The sequence below is a fragment of the Yinghuangia seranimata genome (assembly GCF_029953285.1).
GTDB classification, from domain to species: Bacteria; Actinomycetota; Actinomycetes; order Streptomycetales; family Streptomycetaceae; genus Yinghuangia; species Yinghuangia seranimata.
On sequence record NZ_JASAOI010000037.1, the window covers coordinates 36,423 to 55,711 of the forward strand.

The 19,289-nt window shown below is 72.0% G+C and carries 18 protein-coding genes and 1 pseudogene; 9 read left to right on the forward strand and 10 right to left on the reverse strand.

Annotated elements, in window-relative coordinates; all coding sequences use genetic code 11:
• Positions 1-5 precede the first annotated feature (5 nt).
• A complete protein-coding gene (locus QI554_RS22930; RefSeq protein WP_281472078.1) occupies positions 6-230 on the forward strand; it encodes an alpha/beta fold hydrolase family protein in 225 nt (74 codons plus the stop codon).
• 23 nt (positions 231-253) lie between these two features.
• The gene (locus tag QI554_RS22935) at positions 254-1,246 is read left to right on the forward strand and encodes an AraC-like ligand-binding domain-containing protein (RefSeq protein WP_281472079.1); all 993 of its coding nucleotides are present in this window, start codon (positions 254-256) and stop codon (positions 1,244-1,246) included.
• A gap of 42 nt (positions 1,247-1,288) precedes the next feature.
• Here QI554_RS22935 and QI554_RS22940 read toward each other — a convergent pair whose 3' ends face one another.
• The 3 genes from QI554_RS22940 to QI554_RS22950 all read right to left on the reverse strand — a co-directional run bounded on the left by QI554_RS22940 (position 1,289) and on the right by QI554_RS22950 (position 4,383).
• Positions 1,289-2,167 (reverse strand): alpha/beta hydrolase, encoded by an 879-nt coding sequence (locus tag QI554_RS22940; RefSeq protein WP_281472080.1) that lies wholly within the window; start codon positions 2,165-2,167, stop codon positions 1,289-1,291.
• 157 nt (positions 2,168-2,324) lie between these two features.
• Entirely contained in the window at positions 2,325-3,146 is an 822-nt protein-coding gene (locus QI554_RS22945) for an alpha/beta fold hydrolase (protein ID WP_281472081.1), read from the reverse strand.
• A 133-nt stretch (positions 3,147-3,279) separates the two neighbouring features.
• Positions 3,280-4,383, reverse strand: a complete 1,104-nt coding sequence (locus tag QI554_RS22950) for a serine hydrolase domain-containing protein (protein WP_281472082.1) — start codon at positions 4,381-4,383, stop codon at positions 3,280-3,282.
• A 174-nt stretch (positions 4,384-4,557) separates the two neighbouring features.
• On the opposite strand from QI554_RS22950, the gene QI554_RS22955 reads away from it, so the two are divergent.
• A complete protein-coding gene (locus QI554_RS22955) occupies positions 4,558-5,763 on the forward strand; it encodes an FAD-dependent monooxygenase (RefSeq protein WP_281472083.1) in 1,206 nt (401 codons plus the stop codon).
• Positions 5,764-6,440: 677 nt separating this feature from the next.
• Here the strand turns inward: QI554_RS22955 and QI554_RS22960 are convergent.
• The gene (locus QI554_RS22960) at positions 6,441-9,194 is read right to left on the reverse strand and encodes a SpoIIE family protein phosphatase (RefSeq protein WP_281472084.1); all 2,754 of its coding nucleotides are present in this window, start codon (positions 9,192-9,194) and stop codon (positions 6,441-6,443) included.
• 26 nt (positions 9,195-9,220) lie between these two features.
• On the opposite strand from QI554_RS22960, the gene QI554_RS22965 reads away from it, so the two are divergent.
• Entirely contained in the window at positions 9,221-9,343 is a 123-nt protein-coding gene (locus QI554_RS22965) for a hypothetical protein (protein ID WP_281472085.1), read from the forward strand.
• Positions 9,344-9,415: 72 nt separating this feature from the next.
• A complete protein-coding gene (locus tag QI554_RS22970; RefSeq protein ID WP_281472086.1) occupies positions 9,416-9,631 on the forward strand; it encodes a hypothetical protein in 216 nt (71 codons plus the stop codon).
• Between the two features lie 129 nt (positions 9,632-9,760).
• Here the strand turns inward: QI554_RS22970 and QI554_RS22975 are convergent, their stop codons facing one another.
• From QI554_RS22975 to QI554_RS22995, 5 genes and pseudogenes are all read right to left on the reverse strand, one after another.
• Complete coding sequence (locus QI554_RS22975; protein WP_281472087.1) at positions 9,761-9,940, reverse strand: CBS domain-containing protein; 180 nt, start codon at positions 9,938-9,940, stop codon at positions 9,761-9,763.
• 83 nt (positions 9,941-10,023) lie between these two features.
• Entirely contained in the window at positions 10,024-10,500 is a 477-nt protein-coding gene (locus QI554_RS22980) for an STAS domain-containing protein (protein ID WP_281472088.1), read from the reverse strand.
• Between the two features lie 309 nt (positions 10,501-10,809).
• Positions 10,810-11,787, reverse strand: a complete 978-nt coding sequence (ku, locus tag QI554_RS22985) for a non-homologous end joining protein Ku (protein WP_343230808.1) — start codon at positions 11,785-11,787, stop codon at positions 10,810-10,812.
• Positions 11,788-11,795: 8 nt separating this feature from the next.
• Positions 11,796-12,251: pseudogene (locus QI554_RS22990) on the reverse strand (HGxxPAAW family protein); the annotation flags it as partial.
• A 238-nt stretch (positions 12,252-12,489) separates the two neighbouring features.
• Positions 12,490-12,804: a helix-turn-helix transcriptional regulator gene (locus QI554_RS22995; protein WP_281472090.1), complete on the reverse strand. Its 315-nt coding sequence runs from the start codon at positions 12,802-12,804 to the stop codon at positions 12,490-12,492.
• A 147-nt stretch (positions 12,805-12,951) separates the two neighbouring features.
• Between QI554_RS22995 and QI554_RS23000 the strand changes: the two genes are divergently transcribed.
• The 3 genes from QI554_RS23000 to QI554_RS23010 all read left to right on the forward strand — a co-directional run bounded on the left by QI554_RS23000 (position 12,952) and on the right by QI554_RS23010 (position 15,472).
• Complete coding sequence (locus QI554_RS23000; RefSeq protein ID WP_281472091.1) at positions 12,952-13,422, forward strand: STAS domain-containing protein; 471 nt, start codon at positions 12,952-12,954, stop codon at positions 13,420-13,422.
• Positions 13,423-13,553: 131 nt separating this feature from the next.
• Positions 13,554-14,537 (forward strand): SCO2522 family protein, encoded by a 984-nt coding sequence (locus tag QI554_RS23005; protein ID WP_281472092.1) that lies wholly within the window; start codon positions 13,554-13,556, stop codon positions 14,535-14,537.
• Positions 14,534-15,472: an SCO2521 family protein gene (locus tag QI554_RS23010; protein WP_281472093.1), complete on the forward strand. Its 939-nt coding sequence runs from the start codon at positions 14,534-14,536 to the stop codon at positions 15,470-15,472. The genes QI554_RS23005 and QI554_RS23010 overlap by 4 nt, the downstream gene beginning before the upstream one ends.
• Here QI554_RS23010 and QI554_RS23015 read toward each other — a convergent pair.
• Positions 15,469-15,666 carry a hypothetical protein gene (locus QI554_RS23015; protein WP_281472094.1) on the reverse strand — a complete coding sequence of 66 codons (198 nt, stop codon included), beginning with the start codon at positions 15,664-15,666 and terminating at the stop codon, positions 15,469-15,471. The genes QI554_RS23010 and QI554_RS23015 overlap by 4 nt on opposite strands.
• A 665-nt stretch (positions 15,667-16,331) precedes the next feature.
• On the opposite strand from QI554_RS23015, the gene QI554_RS23020 reads away from it, so the two are divergent.
• Complete coding sequence (locus QI554_RS23020; RefSeq protein ID WP_281472095.1) at positions 16,332-19,133, forward strand: tetratricopeptide repeat protein; 2,802 nt, start codon at positions 16,332-16,334, stop codon at positions 19,131-19,133.
• The last annotated feature ends 156 nt before the right edge of the window (positions 19,134-19,289 follow it).

The window sequence follows — 19,289 nt, forward strand, 5'->3', positions numbered from 1 at the left end:
GGGCCATGTCGTTGGTCACTGTGGGCTGTGAGAACGGTGAGCCTGTTGAGCTCTACCTCGAGGACAAGGGGCGGGTCGACCCGGCGGTGCCGGTGCGCGGCCGGCTGCTGAGCGGGCGGTCGGGGGAGCACCAGGCGCGCCCGCTCGTCGAGGCGGGCCGGCGGGTGATCACGCATGACCGGCGCGGCTTCGGCGCCGCACCCCAGCCCTGGGGCGGGTCCGAGGGATGAGTGGAGGGCAGGTGGGCTTGGTGGTGGATACCGTCTCCGTCCCCGGTGCCGTCGCGGCCGAGCGGTGGACGGCCGCGGTCAGCCGCACATTCGCGCCGGTGCACGTGTCCTACCCGGGCGACGGTCCGTTCGAGGGGCGGATCACCGCGGACCGGTGCGGATACCTCGAGGTGTCCACGATCGACGCTGACCCGCACCGCGTGTGCCGCACGCCCAGGTTGATCACACCGGACCGACGGGACTTCGTCGTCGTGGCGCTCCCGGCGGCCGGCACGGTGTCGGTGCGGCAGCACGGCCGCACGGCCGAGGTCACGCCCGGCGACATGGTCGTGTTCGACACCTCGCGTCCGTACGTCCTGGACTTCCGGGAGCGCGTGCGCGTGCAGACGTTCCGCGTCCCGCGCCGGGTCGTGACCACCACCGACACGGCGCTCGGCGCGGTCGCTGGGACCGCGATCCGAGCCGACCACGGCGTGGCCGCGATGCTCGCGCCGTTCCTCACGAATCTCGCGGCCTCCGTCGGCACGTGCGACGGCACGGTCGGCGATCGCCTGGCCGGCCACGTGGTCGACCTGGTCGGCACGCTGGTCGCGGAACGCACGGGCCGCGCGGGCGACGGGGCGGAGAGTCCGGCGAAGACCGAGCTGATCCGCCGGGTGCGCGGCTACATCAACGAGCACCTCGCGGACCCCGACCTGTCCCCGCTGTCGATCGCGGCCGCGCACCACATTTCGCTGCGCTACCTCTACCAGCTGTTCGCGGCCGAGGACTCGACGGTGAGCCGGTGGATCCAGCAGCGTCGCGTCGAGGAAGCGGGCCGCGAGCTGGCCGACGGCAACCGCATGGGCGACGGCGTCTTCACCGTCGCCCGCCGGTGGGGGTTCGTGAACGCCTCGCACTTCAGCCGCGCCTTCCGCAGCGTGCACGGCATGTCGCCGAGCGACTGGCGCCGTCTCCGCGACGGGGCGGCAACGGCGCCGGCCGCACTCCCGGAGCGCGTGATCGCGGCCCCGTAGCGGACGGGTCTCCTCCGGCCGGCGGCCGGGGCGGGCCCGCGCTCAGCCGAACCGGCGGACGAACGTCAGCGCGGTCTGCGCGACTTCGGCCCACCCGCTGTCGATGGTGAGCGCGTGGCCGCGGTTCGGCAGCTCGACGATTTCGGTGACCGCCTCGTTGCGCTTCTGCTTCTTGTACGCCGCGTTGGTGAGCGCCCAGGGGACGGTGTTGTCCTTCTCGCCCGAGATGAGCAGCATCGGGCCGCGCCGGGGGTTCCTGGCGTCGACCTTGGCCTCGGTCCAGGGGTTGAGGTTGGCCGCGGCGGCCTGGAACAGCGGCGCTCCGGGTGCGGGCACGGCGAAGGTCTCGTACAGTTCCCCGGCCTCGTCCTCGTGCACCGCGTTGGCGAAGCCGTAGCGGAACTGGTCGTACGTCAGCCGCACGGCGCGGTGGCGGTTCGCGGGATTGCGGAGCACCGGACTCGCCGACCGCAGCGATGAGATCGGCAGCGGCAGGACGCCGCGGAACGGCGCCGGGTCGATCGCGACCGACGTACGGGCCAGGCCCCGGCCCGCGAGGATCTGGGTGATCAGGCCGCCGAAGGAGTGGCCGACGACCACGGGCTTGCGCTCGAGCCTGCCGATGAGCGCGGCGTAGTGGTCGGCGACCTGCCCGACGGTTTTGCCGGCGAAGAGTTCGGGATGCTCGTTCGCCTCCGTCACGGTCGCCGGGTCGTCCGGCCAGCCGGGCGCCACGGGTGCGTAGCCCGCCTTCTCGAACACGTCGGTCCAGCGGTCCCAGCTGCTCGGCAGCAGCCACAGGCCATGGATGAACACGACCGGAATGCGGCCGGTGGCGCCGGCCAGGTCGACGATCCGCTCGTCGTGCGTGGGTACGGATTCGGGCTCGTGCCCGGCCTGCGGTATTCGGTCGTCGGTCATGCGGCTCGGCTCCGTGTCGCCGTGGTGCTGTTCGCCCGGACGGCGTGGGTGATGTGGGGAGAGGTTTCGGGTGCGGGCAGCGTGGCCGGGCGGCAGGGCGGTACGCCCCGACCGCTGGTGCGGTCGGGGCGTACCGGCTCGCTGCCTGCTGCCTGCGTCAGCTCGTGAGGAAGGCCAGCAGGTCGGCGTTGAAGGCCTGCTCGAACGCACCGTTGAGGCCGTGCGGGGCGCCCTCGTAGACGCGCAGCGTGGCGTTCGGGAGCAGCTCGGCGGTGCGTAGCGCGGACGCCTTGATCGGCACGATCTGGTCGTCGTCGCCGTGCGCGACCAGCACCGGAATCCCGATCTTCGGGAGGTCCTCCGTGAAGTCGGTCTCGGAGAACGCCTTGATGCAGTCCAGTGCGCCCTTGATGCCGACCTGCATCCCACCGAACCAGAACTCGTCGCGCTTGCCCTGGGACACCGCGGCACCAGGCCGGTTGAACCCGAAGAACGCCTCCGACAGGTCCTTGTAGAACTGCGACCGGTCGGACGCGACACCGGCCCGGATCCCGTCGAACACCTCCATGGGCGTGCCGTCGGGATTGGCGTCGGTCTTGAGCATCAGCGGGGGCACGGCGCCCAGCAGCACCGCTTTGGCGACCCGGTCGGTGCCGTGCCGCGCCAGGTAGCGCACCACCTCGCCGCCGCCGGTCGAATGGCCGACCAGCACGGCGTCCCGCAGGTCCAGGTGGTCGATCAGCTCGGCCAGGTCGTCGGCGTACTGGTCCATGAAATTGCCGTCCCACGGCTGCGACGACCGGCCGTGGCCGCGTCGGTCGTGCGCGATCGCGCGGAAGCCGTGCGACGCGACCAGGTTGGCCTGCGGGTCCCAGGCGTCCGCGTTGAGCGGCCATCCGTGGCTGAAGACGACCGGGCGTCCGGCGCCCCAGTCCTTGTAGAAGATCGTGGTCCCGTCCTGCGTCGCAATCGTGGGCATATCTGGTCCTTGGTAGCCGAGGGGTTGACGCAATTCACGCTAGGTCGACACCAGGGGAATGCGCGCGTTGAGCGTGCACAGGGCCTTCCTGTCCACGCACTGTCGCGGGGGCGGCCTGGTGGGTGGGGGAGTCTCAGCCGGCGGCGGCCTTCGCGACCAGCTCGCCGATCTGATCGACCGCGGCGGACGGACCGGGGAAGAACCGGTTCTTGGTCAGCGCGAACGCGATGCCGGTCGCGGTGTCGGCGTACGCCGCGCTGCCGCCCATGCCGGGCATGCCGAAGACGCCGAGGGTCGCCTGCGGGTCGGCTCCGGGCCGGCCGAGGTTGTAGCCCAGCGCCCGCGGCATGGGGAAGCCGACCATCTGGTCGACGTCGGCCGTGGCCAGGGCCGTGATCTCACGCAGCCGCTCGTCCGAGACCAGCCGGACACCGTCCACCTCACCCATGAGCGCCGCGTACATCCTGGCGACCGCGCGGGCGGACATCGTGCCGCCCGAGGGAATGTCCGAGGTGAGCACCACGGGGTTGTTGCCGTACGCGGCGCTGGGGGTGACGGCAGGCGGCGTGGCCTTGAGCAGCGGCATGTCGGCGGGCATCGCCGCCATCATCTCCGCGCTGCCGGGCGCGTCCTTGAGGCGCGCGAGGCGGCCGAGCTCGGACTCCGGGACGCCGAAGAACAGTTCGTCGGCGACGCCCAGCGGCCCCGCCACCTCCTCGACCAGCACCTGCGAGATCGGCTTGCCGGTGGCCCGGCGGACGATCTCGCCCATCACGAAGCCCCAGGTCATCGCGTGGTAACCCGTCTTGGTCCCGGGCTCCCACCAGGGCTCGGAGCCGGCGATCACGGCGCACATCCGGTCCCAGTCGGCCAGGTCCTCGACCGTGAGGTCGGACGGCACCGCCGGGACACCGACGGAGTGGGTCAGCGCGTGGCGGACGGTCGCCTTGCCCTTGCCGTGGGCGCCGAACTCGGGCCACAGCTCCACGATCGGGGTCTCGTAGGACAGGGCGCCGCGGTCCGCGAGGACGTGCACCACCGTCGCGGTCACGCCCTTGGCCGTCGAGGCGCTGTAGAACGGGACGTCCGAGGTGACCGGGCGGCCGCTGCCGGGGTCGGCGACGCCCGCCACCGCGTCCACCACCAGCTCGCCGTGCCGGTACACCGCGACCTGGACGCCCAGCTCGGCACCCGACTCCACCAGCTGGTCGACGGCCTGTTGCACAAGGTTCTGCACGATTGCTCCCGCTCTCTCGATCGTCGGCTGCCGCGTTCGCGGCGCCGTTCACCGGAGAGTCGGAGCCGACGGCGGGATCTTGACATCCGCCCAGCGCGACGCGGTGCCCGTCGTGCGGACCCTTCCTGCGAGGATGCGGGTGGACCGAACCAACTACCGCGAAGAGGTGGAGAGATGCACGGGGGAAAGGTCGCCGTCGTCGGAGGCAGCGTGGGCGGGTGCGCCGCCGCGCTGGCCGCGTTACGCGGCGGAGCGGACGAAATCACCGTCTACGAACGGGCCGGAGAGCGCCTGGAAGACCGAGGCGCCGGACTGGCCATGCACAACTCCCGCTACGCGGAACTCGAAACGGCCGGCTACATCGACGCGGACGTGCCCTGGCTGCAGGTCACCCACCGCCGCTGGTACACGCGCGACGACGCGCACACACCGCTCGGGCGCGCGGTCGGCGTGCTCCCCGCTCCCTTCCGCACCTACAACTGGGGCCCGCTGTGGCGGGAGTTGCGGGCCCGCGTCCCGCACGACGTGCGGTTCAAGTACGCCAGTACGGTCGACGCCGTCGAGCTCGGAACGGGCCACGCCGACGTGCACACCGCGTCCGGGACCGAACGCTTCGACCTCGTCATCGGCGCGGACGGCTACCGCTCCGCGGTACGCGCCGCCGCCTTCCCCGACGTGCGGCCCGCCTACGCGGGATACCTCGCCTGGCGCGGCACCTGCGGCGTCGACGAACTCATGAAGCCCGACCTGTGGGCCGAGACGGAACTCGTCTACGTCGTCTTCCCCGGCGGCCACCTCGTCGCCTACCGCGTCCCCGACGAGGTCAGGGGACAGCGCGTCAACTGGGTGATGTACACCGTTCCCCCTCCGGTCGAAGGCCTGTCGTTCGACACCCCCACGAGCCTCCCGCCCGGCACCGTCCCCAGTGCCCTGTACGCACACCTCGTCCACGTCGCCGACGAACTCCTGCCGCCCTACTGGGGCGCGATGGTTCTGGCACCGGGCCCCGACAACCTCTTCCTCCAGCCGATATACGACTTCACCGCGCCCCGCTACACCGCCGGACGAAGCCTCCTGGTCGGCGACGCCGCGACCGTCGCACGGCCGCACACCGGCGCGGGTGCCGTGAAGGCCCTCCAGGACGCCACGGTCCTCGAGTCGGCGATCGCCGGCGCGGCCACCTGGCAGGACGCCCTGAACGCCTACGACGCCGGCCGCGCCGCGGTCGGCCGGACGATCGTCGACCTGGGACGCAGCCTCGGCGACGCCCTCGTCCTGAACGCCCCCGACTGGGCCGCCATGGACCAGGCCGCCCTGGAGGCCCACTGGACGCAGGCCGACGGAACCGGCTCGTTCGGAGGCCGAAGCCTCCAACGCTGAGTTCCGCCCGCGCGGCACGTCAGACCGCCGAGCGACACGCGCGGCCCGCACCGGACCCCTGGGGACGGTGCGGGTGGCGGTTCTTGGGCCTACCCGGGGTGGACCCCTGGTCGGCTCAGGAGCAGCCGGGGAGGGACTTGGGCGCGTCGGTTCCGAGGAGGGTGAGGCTGCCGGCGGTGATGTCGTCGGGGCTGATTTCGGCGGCGGTGCTGGTGCTGTAACGGGCGTCGGTGTAGCGGCAGTTGAGGGCCGGGCTTGCCCGGCACCGGGGCTGAGCCGGTTGCCGTCACCGCGGGCGCGTCCCCCGTCGGAGTACCCGGGGGCGCCGAATCCGCCGTTCCCGAGCTGCCGCACGCGGCAACCAGAGTCAGGCAGGCGATCAGAGGCACACCGGATGCGGCGCGTGTCAGCCGGCGCAGGAGCGTTGGCGTCATGCGACCCGGCCCCCGCCGCGCAGGTCCCCAACGGAGACCCCCAGCCGGAATCCGTGCTCACTGCCGCCACCGGTCCCATGCACGCCCGATCCCCTCCCCTGACTTCCCCCAGATGTACGTCAGTTCTAGCGGGCAGTGGCGCCGGCCGTGATCGCTTCCGGGCGATTGGGCAACGCCGAAGACGGAACGACGCCTTCGCCGATCTTCAGCCGGCGCAGCCGACGCGTACCCGCGCCGCCGCTGTCACCACCCGGTGTCGTCCCACTGGTCGAGCAGGGCATCGGTGACGTCCTCGCCGGAAGCGTCGATGCCTTCCTGGATGGGGAGTTCGGCCCAGATCACCTTGCCTTGCAGGGTGTACCGGGTGCCCCAGCGGGTGGCGAACTTGGCCACCAGGAACAGACCACGGCCGCCTTCGTCGGTGGTCGCGGCGCGGCGCAGGTGCGGGGCGGTGCTGCTGCCGTCGGATACCTCGCAGATCAGGGTGCGGTCGTGGATCAGGCGCACGCCGATCGGCTGGTTGCCGTACCGGATCGCGTTGGTTACCAGCTCGCTGAGGACCAGTTCGGTGGTGAACGCCATGCCGTCCAGCCCCCAGGCTGTCAGCTGCCGGTCGGCCTCGGCGCGCGCCGTCGACACGGCGGCCGGGTCCGAGGACACCTCCCATACGGCGACACGTTCCGGGGCGACGACGCGGGTGCGGGCGACCAAGAGCGCGATGTCGTCGGATGTTCGCGGGCCCAGCATCGCTGTGATGACCGCGTCGCACGTCTGTTCCGGATCCGCGTCCGGCCCGGTCGACGCCAGCGCCGCGCGCAGCATCTCCAGGCCGGTGCCCAGGTCGCGGCCGCGCCCCTCGACGAGTCCGTCGGTGTAGAGCACAAGGCGCGAGCCCTGGGGCAGGTCGAGGTCGATGCTGTCGATCGGCCGGCTGCCGTTGAGGCCGAGCGGCAGCGAGACCGGCACGTCCGGAAACGCCACGGTGCCGTCGGGCGTCACCAGCGCCGGGCCGGGATGCCCCGCGCGGGCCACCGTCGCGCGTCCGGAGACGGGGTCGTACACGGCGTACAGGCATGTCGCGCCGGTGATCTGGGCCTCGTCGCCGTCGTGCTCCGGCTGGTCCCGGTCGATGCTGCTGACCAAGTCGTCCAGGTGGCCGAGCATTTCGTCGGGCGGCAGGTCGAGGCCGGAGAAGTTGTGCACGGCGGTGCGCAGCCGTCCCATGGTGGCCGCCGCGTGCAGGCCGTGCCCGACCACGTCGCCGACGACCAGCGCCACGCGTGCCCCAGGCAGCGGGATCACGTCGAACCAGTCGCCGCCCACGCCCGCGCGCGCGGGGAGGTACCGGTACGCAGCCTCCAGCGCGCCCTGTTCGGGGAGGCCGCGCGGCAGCAGGCTGCGCTGGAGGGTGACCGCCATCGTGTGCTCGCGCGTGTAGCGGCGCGCGTTGTCGATCGCGACGGCGGCGCGCGCGGCGATCTCTTCGGCGAAGGAGACGTCGTCGTGCTCGAACGGCGGCGAGTCGGGGCCGCGCCAGAAGGTAACCAGGCCCAGCACCGTGCCGCGGGCTTGGAGCGGCACGGTCAGCAGCGAGTGCACGCCCGCGTCCAGCAGGCCGTGCGCCTGGTCCGGGTAGGGCGCGCGCCGAACACCCGAGGTGTGCAGGTCCGCTTGGAGTACAGCGCGTCCGCGGGCGAGCGCGGTCGCCATCGCGGTCGTGGGCGGGAAGACGATCATGTCTCCGGCCGGTTGCAGCGGCGGAGGTGTCGCGAAGCCTGCCGAGCGTGCGGTGACGCGCCGCATGCGGGTGCCTGCGGGCGGCGGCTCCTCGCCGGTCAGGACCGGGTCGAGCAGGTCGACGGTGACGATGTCGGCGAAGCGCGGAATGCTGATCTCGGCGAGTTCGTCCGCGGTGCGGGCGATGTCCAGGGTGGTACCGACGTGCAGGCCCGCCTCGTACAGCAGGCTCAATCGGCGCCGGGTGACTTCGGCGCGCCCGGTGAGCTCCTGCAGCTCGGTCGTGTCCCGCAGGGTCGCCACGCTGCCCGCCGAGCCGTACGGATCGGTCGGGCGCTTGTTGACGGCGAGCAGCCGGCCGCCTGCGGCGTGCACCTCATCCGTTGCTTCGCGACCGGACTCCAGCAGCCGGGTCAGGCCCGGCTCCAGGTGCAGCTCCTGCACCGTACGGCCTTCCGGGTCGGGCGCGGAGAGCAGGCGCCGCGCCTCGTCGTTGGCGAGCACGATCCGCCCGTCGCCGCCGGTGATCAGCACGCCCTCGCGGACGGCGTGCAGGACCGCGTCGTGGTGCTCGTACATCCGGGTGACCTCGGCGGGGTCCAGGCCGTGCGTCTGACGCCGAAGCCGACGGCTGATCAGCGCGGCCCCGCCTGCGCACAGCGCCAACGCGGCCACGCCGCCGCCGATCACCACCCAGACCCGGCCGGCCACCATGCTGTTGACCCGGCCGACCGTGATGCCGGCCGCGACCAATCCGAGCGAGGTGCCCTGCGCGTCGTGAACGGGGACCGCGGTGACGACCGACAGACCGCGGTCGGTGGAGTGGGTGGTGCTGACCGCCACGTCGAGGCGCAGAACGGCCTGCAGCGCCGGATCGACGATGCGCTGCCCCAACAGCTGCGGATTCGGGTCCGCGTAGCGGGTGCCGTCATTCGACACCACGGCGACGAAGTCCACCCCCGTCCTGACCCGGGCCGCCTCCGCGGCGGGCTGGAGCACGGACGACGGATCGGGACCCTGCATCGCCGCGATCGTCCCGGGCGCGTTCGCGAACGTCTGCGCGACAGCCTCGGAACGGTATCGGGCCTCCCGCTCGGCGTCCCGGCGCGCCTGCCACACCAACACCGCGACGACGGCGGCGACCAACACCAGCACGACCACCACCTGGAGCAGGAACACCTGCGCCGCAATGCTGCGCGGAAGACGCGGCCGTCGAGACCGCGATTGCGAGGGGCGGGACTGTCGAGAGGGCCTTACCATCCCGCCATTTCTAGCATTTTCCGGACATGTTGATGACGAATGGCGCCGCGCCGCGCCGCGTCTCGCAGGGCGCACCCGACGTGATGACGGACCGGCTGCGCCGGCAGGCGGTGATGGTGTGGGTGCCGAAAAGCCATCCGCACAGATGAGAGGCCATGTAGCGGGTGCGACGCAGTGGAACCGCCGCCCCGCGTCGTGGGCATGCCCGAGGCTGCGACACCATGATCGACGCCACGGCGCATCCCACAGCCGCGTGGGTCACCCAGGCGGTCCGGAACCCGGTCATGGACCCGGAAGACGCGGGCGTCACCGGGAAGTTCCTCGTCTCAGCAGCTCTCAGCGTTCTCGGATGGACTATCACCGGTGTCGGCTGGGCCGCAGCCGTGTACACGATGGGTCATGAGTTCAGCACCGGCAGGTCCGCCTTCCGGTCCTGAACCCGAATGCTCCGCCGGGCCGCTGGACCACCGGCGGTGAAGGCGCCAAGCCCGAGAAGTCCGCGCCCGCGCTGCCGCCGGAGCAGGACCTGACCACCTATTACGCCTCCCACGCCTCGGATACCCCGCTCAACTCCTGCGGTTGAACCCGGTCCGGTATGAAGTGGGGGACAGTTCGGTGTCTCTGCCGGCGGGGTCGTCCGGCATGAGCGCGACCACCGGGCTGCTGCAGATCTCGCCCACCGTGGTGGTGCGTGGGCCCCTGCTGTCGGCGACTGCGCGGACCACGGCGTCGCGGTCGGTGAGCATGCCGCGCAACGGACCTCTGTCGGTGACGAGGAGGTCGCCGATGCCGTGCGTTCCGGTGTCTGGGCGAGGGTGGCCGCCGCGGGCTAGCGGTGGAGCGTCGACAGCCCGCGCTGCCGGTCGCTGCGGTGCGTCGGCACCTGAGGGTCGGCCGCGAACGCCGGGGCGGCTGTGCCCGTTTCTGCCGGGGATCCCGGATCGGCGGACGACGCCTGTGGTTGCTCGTCGGGGACGGCCTGCCCCAGGGTGTCGGCGACCCGCATCAGGTCGGTCAGCTCGGTGATCCGCAGCAGCCGCCGTGTCAGGCCCTCGGGGCACACCAGACGCAGTTCGCCGCCCTGCTCGCGGGCGCTGTGGTATCCGGCGACCAGGGCGCCAAGGCCGCTGGCGTCGCAGAAGTCCAGCCCGGACAGGTCCACGACGACCCGCGCGCCACGCCGCGCCTCCAGCACCTCCTCCAGCGCGTCGCCGAGCGCGGCGGCGGAGGCGATGTCCAACTCGCCGAACAGCTCGACGACCATCCACGACCGCCATGGATACGAGGAGATCCTCAGCAGATCCATCGTCCTCACCCCTTCGGGGCGGACCGCAGCACGTCCTCGGCGCGGCACGGCCGCCTGCCCGCCCCGAGTCCAAGCCTGATCACGCTGTCTAGACGTCATGCTCCACCTCGCCCCGGTGCCCCGCAAGCGTCCGGTCGACAGTCGCGGGAGGCTGGGCGCCCGCCGGAGGGGTGGCAGGGCGCGAGGGCAGGCCGGCCGGCATGCGGGCCGCCTGGGCGTCGACGCGTGCGGACGGTTCGGCGGCACGTGCTTGGACGTCGGCGAACCGGGCCCGTGCGCAGGGCAGGTTGGCGCACGGGCATGGTGGTGTTAGTCAGCCTTCTTGACGGCGTTCAGGAGATCGTCGCGCGTCATCCGCGAACGTCCGGAGATGTTGAGGCGGCCGGCGCGCGCGTACAGCTCCTGCTTGGACATCTCCTCCAGGGCCTCGGCGGACGGCGACCGCTTCCGGCGCTTGTCCGTGCGACGGGCCTTGCCGGCACTCGCCGCCGGGGCCTTCGGACGCCGGTCCGCGCTCTTGGGGCGCGAGCCACCACGTCGTGCCTTGCCCGTGGCTCGGGACCTTCCGCCCGCTTGTTCGACGCTGCGGCGCAGCGCGGCCATGAGGTCGCCGGCCTCGGTGGCCTCGGGGGCGGGTTCGGCGACGACGACGTCACCACCCTCGGCCTTGGCGCTGACCAGGTCGCGGACCTTCTCCTCGTACGTGTCGCGGTAGTCGGCGGGCTTCCACGGGATCGTCATGGCGTCGATCAGTTCCCGCGCGGCCCGCTTCTCCCCGGTCGAGGGGGCGGCAGGCCGAGGCAGGTCCAGTTCGTCTGCGGCGTCGCGTACCTCGTCGGCCCAGTGCAGCGTCTCCAGCGCGATGACGCGCTCGCCGGCGCGTATTGCGACGAGGTACTGCTTCGCACGCATGACGAACCGGGCTATCCCGGCCTTGCCCGCCTCCGCGAGGGCGGCGCGCAGCAGCTCGTACACCTTGGCGTACGGCCTGCCCTTCGGAGCGAGGTAGTAGGTGCGGTCGAAGAAGATCGGCGCGATCTCCTCAAGGTCGACGAAGCCGTCGACCTCCAGCAGCTCGGACTTGCCCGGGGCGATCGCGTCGAGCTCGCCGGGTTCGACGACGGCGTACTCGCCGTCACCGAGGTCGTAGCCCTTGACGATGTCGTCGAACTCGACCGGTTCGCCGGTGCGCTCGTTCACCCGCAGGACCCGGATCCGGTCCGACGTACCCCGCTGGAGCTGGTGGAAATGCGTGGTGTGCTCACTCGTCGCGCTGTACAAGCTCACCGGCAGAGTCACCAGCCCGAGGGAAACCACCCCGCTCCACACAGGTCGCGCCGCCATGACGCCTCACCGCCCGCCCCTGTCGGCCCCGAGACGGTCCCCGAGCGGTCCGCGGGCAAGACCACTCGACGGCCGACGGCGCCAGTGCCGACCAACGGCGATCTTTGCCCGGCTGTATTGAGCACCTGCCCACGAACGACGCGGCTACCCCGAGCCCGGCCCGGCCGGGAGCCCGGAACGGCCCGGCCACCCTCGCCGAAGACGGCGTCGCGCAGCTCGACGTCGCCCTTCTGGTGGTAGCCCGGCGGGATGCCGAAGCCGAGCACGGAGATCAGCTTGCCGAGCACCGCGCCGAATGCGGTGATGCCGAGTCCGGTCCAGGACAGCCATGGTGCGGCCAGCGGCAAGGCGACTCCGGCGATCGTCGCACCCAGCAGAATGACCGCCACGCCCGTCCAAGCGGCGGCGCTGTGACCGCTGTTTCAGTCCGGACATCGCTGCGACGACGCAGCGAGCCGATCGGGCCGCGGTGATCCTTGGGCAGGGGCATGCGCGTCACCTCACGGAGGGGGAAGGGACCGGGGTTGTCGCTGCCCGTGGCTTCGCCGTACAAACACCCGTGCTCGTTAAGGGGGTTCGCGCTGCCTGGCTGACGCTGGTTTGTTCGGCTCCGTGCCGCCTGCCCGTGTCCGCTCAGGACGCGGGCTACGAGTGCCGCTGGTCGGCGCCGACGATCCCCAGGGTGTCGGCGACGGTGCGGCCGCGCTCCTGGTCGGCGGGGTGCCGTAGCGGGGCGTCCGGGCTCACGGTGTAGGCGGTGCGGCGCCCGACCCTGGTCCGGGAGAGGTATCCGGCGGTTTCGAGGTCGCTGAGGATCCCGCTGACGGCACGTTCCGTAAGACGGCAGTCCTCAGCGATGTCGCGGATCCGCGCGTACGGGTTGTCGGCGACAGCGGCCAGTACGCGGGCGTGGCTGGTCAGGAATGTCCAGCGGGCCGGCTGCTCGGCGGGCCTGGTCATGAGTCCATGCTAGATCCACCGTTCTGGAATCTGAATACGGGAAATTTCTTTCCTGAATATCTTGACGGGGGAGTGCCTCGCGGCGGAGTGTGGAAAGGCCAGACCGCAAGGACCCGAACGTTTCGGTCCTCGAATCTGGGAGGACTGATGGCACGACAGCCTCGAAAGGGGTATCGGCGCGCCCCTTGGGCGTCCGTGCAGGTCGACTACCTCACGGTGGACTACGCCGCCGCGGACGGCGTCGCGCTGGTCGTCGCCGTGGGTGAGATCGACGGCGACAGCGCTTCCCAACTGCGCGAGGCTGTCGACCGGGCGCTACGCACCGAGCCGACCACCCTGCACTTGGACATGGAGCAGGTGACGTTCTGCGACTCGAGCGGCCTGCACGTCCTTGTCCACGCGCGACGAGTCGCCGCCGAGTCCGGCGGGACGGTGACCATCAGCCCCAGCCCCGCGATGACAAGCCTGCTCGACATGACCGGCACCACGCGTCTGTTCCCCGACCGGCCCCCAACCGCAGCAGCCATGGACGGCCTGCTGCGAGACCCGGGAGGCGTCCTGGGCGCGGACACGCTCCCGGCCGCGGGCCCAACCCCGGGCCAGGCGTTGTCGCCTTGACGGCTCCAATGGCGCGAGCAGACCTTCACCGACGAGGACGTACTGGACCCGAAGACCGCCAACGCGGCCACCATGCAGGCGTTCAACACTCTGGCGGCAGCCCTGGGCGATGACGCGCAGTGGAGGGACCTGTGACGGGGCACGACCGAGGCCTTTGGTACAGCGAGACGTCCGCGGAGCCGCGCACCGAGTCCGTGCCGATGTCGCACCTGTCGGTGGAGGTCGGGCATTTGTACCGGGAGGACTTCGCTTCGGGGCCGGACGTCCTGCGGAGGCAATTCCGATCCGTGGCCGCGATGTTGCCCGCCGCGGCCGCGGTGTTGAGCCCGCCGGGGCGATCCCGGATCAGCACGTGCTTCCTCGTCGACGACTACTTCCACCGCTTCGCGGCACCGGCCGAGGTCGTCCCCCTTCTGGTAGGAGCCGCCGCCGAAGCGGGGCTGACCATCGACTACCTGGCCCGGGAGTCGGCATGCGCCGTCGCGGACGGGCGCCCGATCGCGGGAATGGTCGCCGCCCGGATGGTCGCGCCCCCCGAGGAAGGCGGTAACGGCTCGCGACCGCCTCCCCAGGAGTCGGGGTGGCTCAGCAACGGAACCCGGTCGCCGTCCTCCGCCGCCACCGAAGCCATGGCCAGACACGCGGCGTGGACGCCGCCTCGGGAGTTCACCGCGCGTCGTCACTCGATCTTCACCGATGTGGAGCTATGGGACGACGCCGACGGCGAACGCACGTGGTCCTCCCCGTTCCTGGCTGCGGTATGGCAGTTGCTCCGGCTCGGACTGATCCGCGACAAGGGGGCAGCGCCGTTGGCGCCGCGCCCATGGGACACCGGCACCTACCCGCAGGCCTGGGACGACCTGCCGCCTCTCGTCCAACTCAACCCGCACGCGGCACCGTTCGCCGCGTACCGGACCTTCTCCGTGCTGCCGACGACGTTCCTGCCGATCGAGCACGCCGTTCGGGTCCTCCTCGACGCCACAGCCGTCGAACCCGCCGTCCTGGACCAACTCGCCCAGCACAGCGCGGCGGAGCACATATCGCTGCCGCGCGAGGTGACCGCACGCATCATGTACACCTTCCTCCCCGGCCTCGCGGACGGGGGCAGCGCGTGACGGCACACCTTGTCGTGGGCGAGGTGCACACCGGGCTGCTGATGCACTCCTCGATGCTGCCCGAGGGCGCGGTGCCCGGCCTCCTGGACCTGGTGCCGGGGGAGCGCGTGCGCTGGGCGGAACGGCCGATGGCCCGGGCCGTCTCCGCGGACCTGGCACGCGCCGTGGACTGCCCGCTGGCGGTCGCCTCCGGGCCCCGGGGGCGAGGCCTCGGCACCGTCCTCGCCCGCGCCCGGTTGGTGGGCGGACGGGTCATTCAGGCCTCGGTCCGGGCCCGCCTCGTCTGCAACGCGGAACGGCGTAGGCCATGGGGGCACTACCTCGCTCGGCTCGGTGACGTCGAGGTCCTCGGCAAGGCGGACGCCCCGGCCTTGGCGGACGGCTTCATCGCGGACGCCGACACCGACGCCGACGCCGGCCTCGTACGCGTGACGCTCGACACCGGGGCCGTGTGCGAGTCCCTCCTCATGGACCTGCAGAGGGCGCCTGCCCTGGACCACCGGCCGACGATGCGCACTCGGCGTACCCGGCTGCGCTGGTCGGCTCGTAGGGACCCGGACGCACCCGTGCTGTCCGGGCGGTTCACGGTCGTCGACGAGACGCTGCGGACGCTGAGCCTGCACCTGCCGGCGGATACCGCATTCGACCCTGCGGACCTGGCCGCCCTCTGCGAAGACCTGGCACACCACGACTGGCTCCTGACCACGGCCGGCAGAGTCGCCGAGCAGGCCTGCACAGGCGCGGCCGACCCGACCGCACTACGCCGCCTCCGGCCGGTCGTCGACCATCTTCTCCACCTATGGACACCGGGCACCGACGTCGCCCCCGCACTGCTCCCGGCCTGGGACGCCCTCGAGGCCCGCCCGGGGTTCTCCCGCCAATGGCAGACGACCGTCAGCCGGATCCGCGCCTTCCTGGCCCTCGACACCACCTAGCTCCCGAGCGGGGTCAGGGCGACGGAGGCCATGGTGAGAGCCGCCGCCGGAGACGCGCCCTTGCGGTCGCCGGCGCGTAGGTGGAAGGCGACCGCCCCGGCGAAGTAGAGCACCTTCCGGGAAGCAGCCGAGGCGGCCAGGACCACCGAGGCGGACCGGGCGAGTCCCGGTTCCTGATCAATGCCAGTGGGCAACTGCCGCACCAGGAGTGCGTCAACAGTGCCAACGCCCCCGGCCGTCGCCACCGCAGACACGGGGCCGGTAACCGAGGGACCGGGAGTCTGCCGTCGGCCCCGCGCCCAAGACGGTCGTTCGAGGCGGCGGTCTCGCCGGAAGATCTCCTGGCGAACCGGACGTTGGCGCCCCTTGTCCCGGTTTGGCGGACGTGATCATGTCGGTGCGGGGAGCATGGAGGCATGACGGGGTGGGTGCGTGCGTGTTGGTGGGGGCTTGCCGTGCTGGGTGCCGGTGCGGCAGTCGGCCTGGTGGTGTGGGTAGCGGCCGCGCACCCGGAGGGGGCCGGTCAGGGATGGGGCGCGGTAGGGGCGGTGACCGGGGTCGCCGCGGCGGGGACCTCGCTGTGGCAACTGCGTGTGCAGCCCGCGCCGGCCTCGCCGTCCGCCGCGCCCGTGCCGGCCCCGCCATCTGCCGCGCCCGCGCCGGTCGAGCCGGTGACGGGTGAGCGGGGGGCGATCGTGGCGAGGGGGAGCGTGACCGGTTCTTCGACCCGGTACACCGGCACACCCCCCACACCCCCCTCTGCGGCGGGTCCGACGAGCAGCCCGGAAGGACTGACGGGCCGAGACGGCGCGATCGTCGCCGGCGGGGACGTCACGGACTCGCACACGGACTTCCGCCCATGACCCGCGAACCCGACGGCGTGCCTGGGCAACCGGCGGCGTCCGCAGGCCTGCACGCGACCGACGGCGCGATCGTGGCCGGCGGAAACGTGAACAACTCGTCGACGCAGTTCGTCCAGGCGCAGCAGGCGTTCGTGCTCCCGGCCGAGGCGTACGCGCCGATCCCCTCCGACGCCCCAGGGCGTGGTGTGTCGAACATCCGGACGGGGCTGTTCGTGGGAAGGTCCGGCGAACTCGGGGCGTTGGACGCGGCGTTCGCCGACCCAGGCGACGTGGTCGTGCACGCGGTGCACGGGCTGGGCGGGGTCGGGAAATCGGCGCTCGCGGCCCGGTGGGCGGCGGGACGGGGTGAGTCGGTGCGATGGTGGGTCACCGCGGACACCGCGGCCGCGGTCGACGCCGGCGTGGCCGCGCTGGCCCGGGCGCTTCAGCCCGGACTGACGGGGCTGCCCGCCGAGTTGCAGGCCGAACGCGCGGTGCGGTGGCTCGCGGATCACCCCGGCCGGTGGCTGCTGGTGTTGGACAACGTCGAGGACCCCTCGCACATACGCCCGCTCCTGGACCGGGTCTCCGGCGGTCGGGTGCTGGTCACCACCCGTGTGGCCAGCGGCTGGCACCGTCACGCCACCGCCATCCGCCTCGGTGTCCTCGAACCCGCCGACGCGCTGGACCTGTTCACCCGCATCCTCACCCATCATGGTCCGCGCGACACCGAAGGCGCCGACGCGGTCTGCGCCGAACTCGGGTACCTCGCCTTGGCCGTCGACCAGGCCGCCGCCTACTGCGCCGAAACCGGCACCACACCCGGCGCCTACCTCGACATGCTCGCCCGCTGGCCCGCGGAAATGTTCGCCGCCACCGCCGAAGGTGGGGACTCGGCCCGCACCATCGCCCGGATCTGGCGCCTGACCCTCGACCGTCTCACCGACACCCCCCTCGCCGGGGAACTGCTGCGCCTGCTGGCCTGGTACGGCCCCGACCGGATCCCCCGCGACCTCCTCGACGGGGTGGCGGACCCGCCCGTGCTCGTGGCCGCGGTCGGCCGGCTGGTCGCCTACAACATGGTCACCGACAACCACGACGGCACCGTGTCCGTCCACCGCCTCGTCCAGGCCCTCGCCCGTACCCCCGATCCGGACGACCCCCACCGCAGCGCCGACGACATCGACCGCGCCCGCGACACCGCTGCGGAACTCCTCGCCGCCGCCTACCCCCACGAGAGCGGCGACCCCGCGAACTGGCCCCGGTACCGGGCCCTTGTCCCTCACACCGACGCCCTCGCCGCCCACCACACCGCCGACCACGACACCACCCACACCGCCCTGGCGCTCAACCAAGCCGCCGTCTACAGACACGAGCACGGCGAGCTCGGCCCCGCCCTCGAAGGCTTCCAGCGCGCCCTGACCACACGCGAGCGGGTGCTGGGCGCCGACCACCCGCACACGCTGGTCTCGCGCAACAACTTCGCGGCCGTGTTGCACGCGGCGGGGGATCTCGGCCGGGCGATCCCGGTGTACGAACAGACCCTCCGCGACGCCGAGCGGGTGCTGGGTGTCGACCACCCGAACACACTGAGAGCCCGCAACAACCTCGCGAGCGCGACCTACGCGACAGGGGACCGGGGCCGGGCGGTCCCGCTGTACGAACAGGTCCTCAGCGACCGGGCGCGGGTGCTGGGCCCCGACCATCCGGACACGCTGACCTCGCGCTACAACCTTGCGGGCATGTACGAGTCGGCAGGGGATCTGGACGAGGCCATCCCGCTGTACGCACAGACCCTCGCGGACCGCATGCGCGTGCTGGGTGCCGACCACCCGGACACGCTGGACTCCCAAAACACCCTCGCGGGCGCGTTGCACGCGGCGGGGGATCTCGGCCTGGCGGTCCCGTTGTACGAGCAGACGCTCGCGGACCGGGTGCGGGTGCTGGGCCCCGACCATCCGGGCACGTTGGGCTCGCGCAACAACCTTGCGGGCGTGTACGAGTCGGCGGGGGATCTGGACCGGGCGATTCCGCTGTACGAGCAGAACCTCACCGACGCCGAACGAATCCTGGGCGCCGACCATCCGGACACGCTGGTCTCGCGCAACAACCTCGCGTACGTGTACCACTCGGCGGGGGATCTGGACCGGGCGGTCCCGCTGTTCGAGCAGAGCCACGCGGACCGGGTGCGGCTCCTGGGCCCAGAGCATCCGGACACACTGATGTCGCGCAACAACCTTGCGGGGGCGTACGAGTCGGCGGGGGATCTGGACCGGGCGATCCCGCTGTACGAGCAGAACCTCACCGACACCGAGCGCGTGATGGGCCCCGACCACCCGAACACGCTGACCTGCCGCGGCAACCTCGCCGGCGTGTACGAGTCGGCGGGGGACCTGGACAGGGCGATTCCGCTGTACGAGCAGACCTTCGCCGACATGGAGCGCGTGCTGGGCCCCGACCATCCGAACACGCTGACCTGCCGCAGCAACCTCGCCTCCGCATACCAGTGGGCGGGCGATCTCGGCCGGGCGGTCCCGCTGTTCGAGCAGACCCTCGCGGACCGGGTGCGGGTGCTGGGCCCCGACCATCCGGACACGCTGGTCTCGCGCAACAACCTTGCGGGGGCGTACGAGTCGGCGGGGGATCTCGGCCGGGCGATCCCGCTGTTCGAGCAGACCCTCACCGACGCCAAGCGCGTGCTCAGCCGAGGAAATCCGATGATTGCCGTGGTGCGGGCGAACCTGGAAAGGGCGCGCTCCACCGGCGGTCCAAAACGCGGGCTGAAGCGGGTCCGGCGTTTCCTGGGCCGCCGCTCGTGAGACACCCTTCGACCCGTGCTGGAAACAGCCTGACAACTCGTTCGAAGCCGCCCTCGGCGGGACCGTCGCCGCCCCACAGGTACGGCGTGCCGAGCGGGGCGCGGGCGAAGTCGATGGCGAGGGCGGCGAACGGATGGGGCAGCGCGGCGACAGGGC